Raw genomic sequence first — 9,498 nt, 5'->3', positions numbered from 1 at the left:
GTGACGGGCTTGTCCTTGGCCGCCGACGTATCGGGCGGGGCCTTCGTCGCCGTGTCGATGTCCTTGGCCGAGGACTCCTTGCCGTCCTTGACCTTTCCGTCGACCTCGTCCTTGATCTGATCGGCCTTGCCGGACTTGGAGAACTTGTCGGCGTGGTCGAGGTTCTTCGGGGCCTGGGCGTCGATGGCCTTGTTCACCGCGTCGATGAACGCCTGCTTGTTGAACTCACCGGGTTTCGCGGCGTTCATCTTCTCCGCGTTGGCCGCCTTGCCCTGCGCCTCCTTGTCATCCGGGGGCGCCACCGCCGCGTCCTGTGCCGACTTCGACTCGGTGGCGGCGGGAGCGTGATGGGCCAGGCGGACCTTCTTCGCCGCCACATCCGCCTTGACCTTGCGGAAACCGGGCGCATGGGCCGGAGACGGCTTCACCGGCGCCGTATACCGCTGTGCGACCAGCCGCGACACGGCCGCGTTCCCCGCCGCACGCTGCAGACGCTGAAGACCGCGCGGGTCCGGGACGGGGCGCTCCCCGGACGGCCGACGGGGTGGGGGTGCTTGCGAACGTGACACTTCGGGCGTGACTGTCACGTTCTCCTGACGGGGTGGACCCCCACGGCCGGATGCGGAGACAGGGTCCTTCTCCGGAACCGCCTTCATCCACCCTCCCGGCCGCGCATGTGCCCTGTCGCCGTCCCAGGGTGTGCGCAGCACCCGCGCAGTACGCAGGACAGGCGCACCGCGCTCGGGTGCAGGGCCCACCGACTCCTACGGCACCGGCGCATTGCCTGATCGGGCAGCGCCCGCTGTACGGGTGGGCGGCCGGGCGTCCGTTCCCGGAAACCACACGTCCACCGCCCCCGGAGCCGCACGAACAAAACAAATCCACCGAGCGACCGGAAATCCGTAAGGTTCTGCCATGCCCGAGCTCCAGCGCCTACGCCCCGACCACGCGCCCGTCCTGTTCACGTTCGAGCAGGAGAACCGCGCGTTCTTCGCCGCATCCGTACCGGACCGGGGCGACGCCTACTTCACCGACTTCGACGCCCGCCTTGCCGCCCTGCTCGCCGAACAGGCCGCCGGACTCTGCCACTTCCACGTCCTGGTCGACACCGACGGCGGGGTCCTGGGCCGCTTCAACCTGGTGGACGTCGCGGACGGCGCCGCCGAGCTGGGGTTCCGCATGGCCGAGAAGGCCGCCCGCCGAGGCCTGGCCACGGCCACCGTCCTCCACCTCTGCACCCTGGCAGCCACCGAATACGGCCTGACCACACTCCGCGCGGCAGCCGCTCTCGACAACACGGCCTCCCGCACGGTCCTGACCCGCACGGGGTTCGTCCCCACCGGAGAAGAAATCCTGCTGAGCGACCGCCCGGGGCTCGGGTACGTACGGAGTACGACGGGCGAGGTCTGAGGGGCGCGGAGGTCCGAGGAACGCGGTCCGCCGGAGGTGCTCCGGGCGACGGCTCGGGTGCCCGGAGCACCGGTCCCCGCCGCGCCGCCCCGCACACACCGCGCCCCGTCCCCCGTTGCCTCCTGTCGACGTAGCCCCGGGTCCCGCCCCGGTCCGCACCGGCAGCGGCCGGGGCGGGGCCATGCCGCAGGTCAGAACTTCCAGGCGGGGTCGTTCGCGATCTTCAGCATCGCGGTGGTGTCCAGCTGCGACCGCGCGTCACGCGTCCCCTTCGCGCCCGGCCGGCCGGCCCACTGCTGAAGGGTCACCGTTCGGCCGTCCATGCGCAGCACCCGGACGTACGAGGACGGCTGTCCGTCCCGGGGCAACCGCAGCGTCACGGCCTCCGCCCGTGCGCCGTCGGGGAGTTCGACCACCTGGCAGTCGCTCGCCGGGGCGGTGTCGCGCGGAGCCGGCACACCCGGCCGGGGTGCGACCTTCGGCATCGTGATGCTCGCGCAGAGCGGCACCTTCGGGGCCTTGGCCGTGTACTCCGCTCCGCCGACGAACTCCACCGGGCCGGTGCCGCTGTCCCACTGCACGCGGTAGGTCCGGCCGGGGAAGTCTCCCTCCCGGACGGTCGCCTTCCCCGGCGGGAGCAGCCCGACCAGGGTGTCGGCGAGCCGCTTGCTGCTCCACCGGGTCGTGTGCTCGGTCCCCGGCCCGAAGGCGTCGGGCCGCAGGGTCTGCGGCGCCGCGCTGCCGGCCGCGGCGGGGACCAGCGGGCCGACGAGCGGGTCGGCCGCGGCCGACGGGGTCGTGCCCGGACCGGCGCCGGGCGTGACCAGTGCCAGGACGGCCACCGCCGCCCCTGCGGTCAGGCCTGCTCCGGCAAGTGCTCCGCGGCGGCGGACAAGGGTGCGCCGTCCGGCCGCGACCGCCGTGTCGACGCTGGTCCGCAGAGGCGGCTCGTCACGGAGCCCGGCCTCCAGAAGGGTCTTGACATCGTGGTTGTTCATCGCAGTACGACCTTCCTTCGAGTGGAATCGGCTGGAGGGGCGAACGCCCCGAACGTGTCGGAGTCCGCGTCGTCTCCCAGGAGGGAACGCAGGCGGGTCAGTGCCCGCGCGGTATGGCTCTTCACCGTGCCGGTGGAGCAGCCCATGGCCGCGGCGGTCGCGGCGATGTCCAGATCGGCCCAGTAGCGCAGCACCACCACCGCCCGCTGCCGCGGCGGCAGGACGGCCAGCGCGGCGCGTACCTGGAGCCCCAGTGCCGGGTCCGCACAGGGCTCGGCGCGGTCGGGCAGTACGCAGGAGGGCTGTTCGCGACGCCAGCGCCGCCGCATGTGGTCGACGCAGGCCCGGGTCAGTACGCGGTGGGCGTACGCCTCCAGGTTCCGTATCTGGCGTCGCCGCCCCCACACGGAGTACAGCTTCGCCAGTGCCGTCTGCGTGATGTCCTCGGCATGGTGCCAGTCACCGCACATCAGGTAGGCGGTGCGGCGCAGGTGCACCAGCCGCTCCTGGGCGAAGCCGCGGAATTCCTCCAGGTCACCGGTACGCAATGCGTGCCTCCGTTCGTCTCTGCCCCCTTCGACGGAGCGGGCCGGGTGCGGGGATGTCACGAGCCGCCAGATCTCTCCGAACATTTTTTTCTGACGCCCGGTGACCTCCCCGCGCCCGGCCCGCTCCGTCGTGCCTGTCGAGACATGGAGAAGACCGGCGCCCGCGTCCGGAGCGTCCGCCCCCGCGATACGGGCGGACGCTCCCGCGGGGCCACGCGATTGAGAGGACACGTATGCGAGGCATACGTACGGCAGGCCCGCCGACCGCCGTCGTGCTGGGCGCACTGCTGATCGGTACGGCGGCCGCACCGCCCGCCGGGGCGGCCCCGCCCCGCGCGGCCACGGCGGCCGGGGCGGGGTCGGTGGTGCAGATGACGCTCATCACGGGCGACAAGGTCACCGCCCGGGTCGGCGCCGACGGCACGGTGTCCGTGGTCACGGTACGGCCCGGCCCCGGGCGCGAGGACATCGCGTTCACCCAGCAGGGCTCCGGCGGTTCGGTGTCTCTCGTACCGCAGGACGCCGTGGCGCCGCTGCGCGCCGGGCACCTGGACCCACGACTGTTCGACATCACGGGGCTCGTGGCCCAGGGGTACGACGACGCCCACAGCCCGCAGTTGCCGCTGATCGTCACCTACGACAAGGCAGCGGGCGGGAGAGCCGCTCCGCAGCCGCCGGCCGGGGCACCGGCCGTGCGCGCCCTTGCGAGCGTGCACGGTGCCGCGCTGCGGGCCGACAAGAAGCGGGTGTCCCAGGTCTGGAAGGAGTGGGGCCCCGCCGCATCGAAGCGGAAGTCGGCGGCCGCCCTCGCCCCGGGCGTGGCCAAGGTGTGGCTCGACGGCAAGGTCGGCGCCGTCCTGGACCGCAGCACGGCCCAGGTCGGGGCGCCGCAGGCATGGAAGTCCGGCTGGACCGGAAAGGGCGTGAAGGTCGCGGTGCTGGACACCGGCATCGACTCCACGCACCCCGACTTCTCCGGCTCGATCGGCGAGTCGGCGGACTTCACACAGGGCAACGGTGCCATCGGCGGCGCCGTCCCGGACGGCGACGGTCACGGCACGCACGTGGCCTCCACCGTCGCCGGGGACGGCACCGCGTCCGACGGCCGCTACCGGGGCATGGCCCCCGACGCCGAACTGCTGGTCGGCAAGGTGCTCGACGACAACGGCGGCGGGCAGGAGTCGTGGGTCCTCCAGGGCATGGAGTGGGCCGCGGCGCGGGCGCCCATCGTCAACATCAGCCTGTCCGGCGCCGTCACCGACGGAACCGACCCCCTCTCGCAGGCCGTCGACAACCTCTCCGCGAGCCACGGCACGCTGTTCGTCGCGGCGGCCGGCAACCTCGGACGCCCCGGTACGGTCAGCACACCCGGTACGGCCGATGCCGCACTGACCGTGGGCGCCGTCGAACGCAACGACGCGCTCGCCGGCCTGTCGAGCCAGGGGCCGCGCCTGGGCGATCACGCGGTCAAGCCCGACCTGACGGCACCGGGCATCGGCATCGTCGCGGCCCGCGCAGCCGGCACCGGCGGCAACAACACAGTCAACGACCGCTACACCGCCCTGTCGGGCACCTCGATGGCCACGCCGCACGTCGCCGGCGCCGCCGCGCTGCTCGCCCAGGCCCACCCGGACTGGAAGGGGCCGCAGCTCAAGGCCGCACTGACCTCCTCGGCAGAGCCGATCGCCGGGCAAAGTGCGTACGAGCAGGGCGCCGGACGCCTGGACGTGGCGCGGGCCACCGCCCAGAGCGTGTTCGCCACCGCCGAGGACACCGGCGTGTACTTCACCGACCCGAAGGCCACCGAACCGGTCACCCGCACCGTCACGTACCACAACACCGGCACGGCGAAGGTCTCCCTCGACGTGGCCGCCACCACCACCGGCCGGGCCGGCGAGCCGGGACCCAAGGGTCTGCTCACCGTGTCGCCGACCGGTCTGACCGTCCCCGCCGGGGGCACGGCCCAGGCCACGGTCACCATCGACCCGGGCGCCGCGGCGGCCGGCACCTCCTTCAGCGGCCGTCTGACCTCGACCACCGAGGACGGCACCGTGGTGACCGGCCCGGCCTTCGCGGTCACCAAGGAGGCCGTGCACCGCCAGGTCACGGTCGAGGCCGTCGACCGCAACGGTGCGCCCCTCGGCCCGGGCTCACGTGAACAGGGCTTCTCCTCCGTACAGTTGACGAACCTCGCCGACGGCAGGACGTTCCGCCTCACCTTCGACGACGGCACGGCCACCGCACGCGTGCCGGAGGGCCGCTACAACCTCGGCGGCACCCTGGTCACGCCCGGAAGCGACGGCGCCGCACCGACGTCGACCATGTTCCTCCAGCCCGAGATGGACATCCGCCAGGACAGCAGACGCACGGTGGACGCCCGGCAGGGCAAGCCGATCACCGTCGCCGTCCCGGACCCCGGGGCGCAGCCCTACTCGCTGTCGGCCGGCTACTGCTACCGCCCGGCCGGGGACGAGACGTGCACGGACCAGGGCGCCCTGCTCGGCAGGCCCGGACGGCTCTACGCCGTACCCGGCAAGCAGGTGTCCGACGGCACGCTCGACTTCTACGTCCGCAGCATCCAGAACGGCGCGCAGGCACCGAAGGGACGCCTGCCCGACCACTACGACCTGCTGCTCCTCACCACCGGTTCCTTCCCCGACCCGGCCTTCCGCCTGGCCCGCAAGGACCTGGCCGCCGTCAAGAACGACTACTACGCACAGGGACCCGGTACGGCAGGCAGCACGTCCAGCTGGCCCACCGAGAACGGTCTGGGCGGGATGAGCATCGCCGAACCGGACTTCGCGCTGCCCGCGGCACGCACCGAGTACATGACCGTGCGCGGGCAGCAGCGCGAGACGTACTTCAGCCAGCAGAATGGCGGGGGTGGCGAGTACGTACCGCTGCCCGTCACCCAGACCGGCATCGTCTCGTGCACGGCCGGCAGCACCTGCGCCGACCGGTGGAACGCCGCCGTCATCGGCCCGGGCCTGGCGCCCGTCAAGAACGACGCGCCATCGATCGGCCGCGCCAGTGACGGCACCATCAGCGCGGAACCGCAACTGTTCAGCGACGCGGCCCCCAGGCACTACGGCGGCCCGATGCCCGACTGGCTGCAGGACACCGTGCACATCACCCTGGCGAAGAACGGCCAGAAGCTCGGCTCCAGCAACTCCCCCAGGGCCACCTTCGCCGTCCCCGAGGACGCGGCCACCTACCGGCTGACCGCCCGCACCACCCGCGAGGAGCCGTGGGCGTCGCTGTCGACGACAGTGGAGACGGCATGGACCTTCCGCTCCGCGGCGGTCGCACCCGGCCCCGACGGCGCGGTGCACACCGACGCGCTGCCACTTGATGTCGTACGTTTCATCGCCCCCGTGGACACCACCAACCGGACCGCCCGGACCGAGCACACACTGACCGCACGGGTGGAACGGCAGGCCGGCGCCGCCGCGTCCCGGACCAGGAGCCTCACCGTGCAGGTCTCCTTCGACGACGGCGCGACATGGCAGGACGCCCCGGTCACCTCGGACGGCACCGCGAGCCATCGCGTCACCATCACCCCGCCCGCAGGGTCCGGCTCCTTCGTCTCCCTGAAGGCCACGGCACGCAGCACCGACGGCGGCACCGTGGAACAAACCATCCTGCGCGCCTACCGTCTGGCCCCCTGACCGCGGCGAACCGCCCCGGGCAACACACCGTCCACTCCCTGAGCCGCCCCGGCAGACACCGACGCCGATGGCGAATTCAGATGTTGGGCCCGGCGCGAGCCGAAGCTCGCACCGGGCCCTTCCGTCCGGGCCGCTGCTCGTACGAGGATGCACGAATGGTGGCGGAGGCGGAGTGGGAGCGAATTCAAGGTGAGCTGCGCTTCGGTCAGGTCCTCACGGGCACAGTCGTCCGGGTGCCCAAGCCCGGGGTGATCGGTGTCTTCGTGGACATCGGCCTCGGTGTCGAAGGGTTCGTCGACGTCGTGCTTCTGCCTCGCGGGCGAAGCGAGGACTGGCCCGTCGAGGGGACTGTGACCGACTTCGAGGTCTGGTGGGTGCACAGTGATCACCCGCAGGTACGGCTGAAGCCGGCTGATCCGCAGTACCTGTGCGAGGACTTCGCCGACTTCGTTGCCCGATACAGGCCCACTTGGCCATCCGAAATCGGCAAAGCGCTCAAAGGCCCGAAGCCATCAGCTCCGTAGGAACTGCTCAGTCCCGAGCCCGGCATGGCCGTTGCCCGTTCCCGACCCACGCTCCTGGCTTTCGGGTCCCTCGGCCGGACGGACCGCGACCGCGTCGATCTCGAAGAGCATCCCGGGCAGCGCGAGCGAGGCGACCCCGCTGAGCGTCTGGGCGGGCAGCCGGTCCGCCCAGGCGCCGTGCAGCGCCTTGCCGAGGATCTCCAGCTTCTCCAGGTCATGGTCGACGATGTACGTGCCGAGCCGTACAACGTGTTCGAAGCCGAGACCGACACCGGCGAGCGCGATGCGCAGGTTGCCGAAGGACCGATTGAATGGTTCTGCCATACCCGAACTCCAGCGCCTCCGCCCCGACCACGCGACCGCCCTGTTCACATTCGAGCAGGAGAACCGCACATACTTCTCCACATCCGTACCGGACCGGGGCGACGCCTACTTCACCGACTTCGACGCCCGCCTTGCCGCCCTGCTCGCCGAACAGGCCGCAGGACTCTGCCACTTCCACGTCCTGGTAGACACCGACGGCAAGGTCCTGGGCCGCTTCAACCTGGTGGACGTCGCGGACGGCGCCGCCGAGCTGGGGTTCCGCATGGCCGAGAAGGCCGCCCGCCGAGGCCTGGCCACGGCCACCGTCCTCCACCTCTGCACCCTGGCAGCCACCGAATACGGCCTGACCACACTCCGCGCGGCAGCCGCTCTCGACAACACGGCCTCCCGCACGGTCCTGACCCGCACGGGCTTCGCCCCCGCAGAAGAGGACGTCCAGCTGAACGGCAAGCCGGGACTCGGTTACGTACGCAGCACAGCGACCCAGGCCTGACGCGGAACCACGGTCCCACCGATCAGCGGCAGCACTTTCGCCAACCGGATCCGCAATCGACTCATCGCGCCGCCTGCTCCGGTTCCAGGCAAGGGACTCCGGCACACCAACAACGTTTTCATTGACGCGACTTCGCCCCGAGGGAACTCCACGTGGGCTCTGGGAGTCAGGACACTTACCATCACGTTTCTCCTGTCTCGCAAAGGAACGCAGAGTGACCCTGTTTGAACTCCCTGGGCCGACGCCTGGAGTCTGCGACGATCCCGAGCTCATGCTTGCCCACCAGCACCTGATGAAGCTTGACCCCAACGGGACACGCTTCTCCCGTGTGCTACGCGACACCATTGACCAGCTGCTCAACGGTGAAGCCACCGGCCGGTACGACTGGAAGACCCTGTTCAAGACCGAGAAGACGCATGCAGGAACTCTTGTCGAGATCAACCTGCAGCGTGAGTTCGAGTTCGAGGACGGAATCGACATGGACTACCGCATAGAGGGCATCGATGTCGACTGCAAGTACTCCCAGACATACGGTTCCTGGATGATTCCGCCCGAAGCGGAAGGACACCTGTGCCTGCTCGTCTGGGCAGATGACTACCAGAGCCGCTGGAGCGCCGGCCTGCTGCGCATCAAGCGCGAATGGCTCAATGGCGGAACCAACCGGGACATGAAGTTCACCATCAAGGCAGAGCACCGGAACAAGATCATCTGGCTCTGGAAGGACGCGATGCTTCCGGAGAACGTCCTGCTCCACCTCGACCCGGCAACACGGGCACGCATCCTCATCCCAGGCAAGAAAAAGGGGCAGACACGCGTCCGCGAACTGTTCCGTTCCGTCCACGGGAAGCGGATCGGCCGCGGTGTGGTGCGCACTGCTGCTCAGCAGCTTGACTACATGGCACGTGTACGCGAAGGGAGCAAAGGGCGCGCACGGCCTGCACTTCGCCCAGAGGGAATCATCATCTTGGGCGACTACCAGCCTCACAGGGCAGTAGCCAGGGCTCTCGGTGGTCCGGTACCAGAGGAGGGTGAGTTCGTCGCGCACCGCGTCGTACGCGCCCGGCCTGAACACGTTGGTCGCCCACAGGCTGAGATTGGCGGGGAGCTCTGGGTCGTGGCTCAGCCTGGCGATGCCGTGGAAGCAGCACCGCAGCTGCCAGATGCCCAGGAGAGCAGGAGCGAGAACGCTTAGCCTCGCCGTTTCGGTTGGGGTGATGAGTCGTCGCTGATCGTCAGCCGCCGGGTGGGCGAGGTGATTTGGCTGTTTGGGCATGGCGGAGGCCCGGCGCGGTGGTCGGGTTCTCCAGGGTCCTTCGGGTCGTGGGCGGGCAGGGGGTTGTCGGTCAGCCGGCTGGTCGGGGCAGCGCGGCAAGGCGATGGAAGGCGTCGGCGAGTTCGTTTCTCCATGGCCAGGTCGCCGATATCCGCAGGCGGAGGCGCCGCCCGCCTCGGGTGAGGCGGGCGGCGACGTGCAGCAGTCGGTAGCGGAGCTTTTTCGGTTCGGCAGTGGCCAGTTCGCCGTTCAGCAGCAGG

At 70.6% G+C, this 9,498-nt stretch carries 8 protein-coding genes and 2 pseudogenes; 5 read left to right on the top strand and 5 right to left on the bottom strand.

What is annotated here, in order from left to right; translation table 11 throughout:
- A pseudogene (locus BT364_RS38290) lies at nucleotides 1-428 on the bottom strand (hypothetical protein); the annotation flags it as partial.
- A 487-nt stretch (nucleotides 429-915) separates the two neighbouring features.
- Between BT364_RS38290 and BT364_RS38285 the strand changes: the two are divergent.
- Entirely contained in the window at nucleotides 916-1,410 is a 495-nt protein-coding gene (locus tag BT364_RS38285; protein WP_072489744.1) for a GNAT family N-acetyltransferase, read from the top strand.
- Nucleotides 1,411-1,601: 191 nt separating this feature from the next.
- Here BT364_RS38285 and BT364_RS38280 read toward each other — a convergent pair whose 3' ends face one another.
- Entirely contained in the window at nucleotides 1,602-2,408 is an 807-nt protein-coding gene (locus BT364_RS38280; protein WP_072489743.1) for a hypothetical protein, read from the bottom strand.
- Nucleotides 2,405-2,956 (bottom strand): SigE family RNA polymerase sigma factor, encoded by a 552-nt coding sequence (locus BT364_RS38275; protein ID WP_072489742.1) that lies wholly within the window; start codon nucleotides 2,954-2,956, stop codon nucleotides 2,405-2,407. The genes BT364_RS38280 and BT364_RS38275 overlap by 4 nt, the downstream gene beginning before the upstream one ends.
- Before the next feature lie 233 nt (nucleotides 2,957-3,189).
- Between BT364_RS38275 and BT364_RS38270 the strand changes: the two genes are divergently transcribed.
- Both BT364_RS38270 and BT364_RS38265 read left to right on the top strand, forming a co-directional pair.
- Nucleotides 3,190-6,624, top strand: a complete 3,435-nt coding sequence (locus tag BT364_RS38270; RefSeq protein WP_079179861.1) for a S8 family serine peptidase — start codon at nucleotides 3,190-3,192, stop codon at nucleotides 6,622-6,624.
- 155 nt (nucleotides 6,625-6,779) lie between these two features.
- Nucleotides 6,780-7,148: a S1 RNA-binding domain-containing protein gene (locus tag BT364_RS38265; RefSeq protein ID WP_072489741.1), complete on the top strand. Its 369-nt coding sequence runs from the start codon at nucleotides 6,780-6,782 to the stop codon at nucleotides 7,146-7,148.
- A gap of 75 nt (nucleotides 7,149-7,223) precedes the next feature.
- Here BT364_RS38265 and BT364_RS43870 read toward each other — a convergent pair.
- Nucleotides 7,224-7,451 (bottom strand): annotated as a pseudogene (locus tag BT364_RS43870) (RidA family protein); the annotation flags it as partial.
- 19 nt (nucleotides 7,452-7,470) lie between these two features.
- Between BT364_RS43870 and BT364_RS38255 the strand changes: the two are divergent.
- The gene (locus BT364_RS38255; protein ID WP_107408412.1) at nucleotides 7,471-7,965 is read left to right on the top strand and encodes a GNAT family N-acetyltransferase; all 495 of its coding nucleotides are present in this window, start codon (nucleotides 7,471-7,473) and stop codon (nucleotides 7,963-7,965) included.
- Nucleotides 7,966-8,179: 214 nt separating this feature from the next.
- Entirely contained in the window at nucleotides 8,180-9,157 is a 978-nt protein-coding gene (locus tag BT364_RS38250) for a NaeI family type II restriction endonuclease (RefSeq protein ID WP_072489739.1), read from the top strand.
- A gap of 151 nt (nucleotides 9,158-9,308) precedes the next feature.
- Here BT364_RS38250 and BT364_RS38245 read toward each other — a convergent pair.
- Nucleotides 9,309-9,498: transposase (locus BT364_RS38245; protein WP_177328403.1), on the bottom strand; the 190-nt coding region annotated here is incomplete at its 5' end.

Source organism: Streptomyces atratus, assembly GCF_900119365.1.
GTDB lineage: Bacteria > Actinomycetota > Actinomycetes > Streptomycetales > Streptomycetaceae > Streptomyces > Streptomyces atratus_B.
The sequence above is the reverse complement of the archived record's forward strand: the minus strand, read 5'-3'. Positions and strand labels throughout refer to the sequence as shown.

What these genes read in the sequence shown, in the direction of transcription:
- BT364_RS38285 (WP_072489744.1), top strand. Translation starts at nt 916, where the DNA reads ATGCCCGAGCTCCAGCGCCTACGCCCCGACCACGCGCCCGTCCTGTTC.
- BT364_RS38280 (WP_072489743.1), bottom strand. Translation starts at nt 2,408, where the DNA reads ATGAACAACCACGATGTCAAGACCCTTCTGGAGGCCGGGCTCCGTGAC.
- BT364_RS38270 (WP_079179861.1), top strand. Translation starts at nt 3,190, where the DNA reads ATGCGAGGCATACGTACGGCAGGCCCGCCGACCGCCGTCGTGCTGGGC.
- BT364_RS38265 (WP_072489741.1), top strand. Translation starts at nt 6,780, where the DNA reads ATGGTGGCGGAGGCGGAGTGGGAGCGAATTCAAGGTGAGCTGCGCTTC.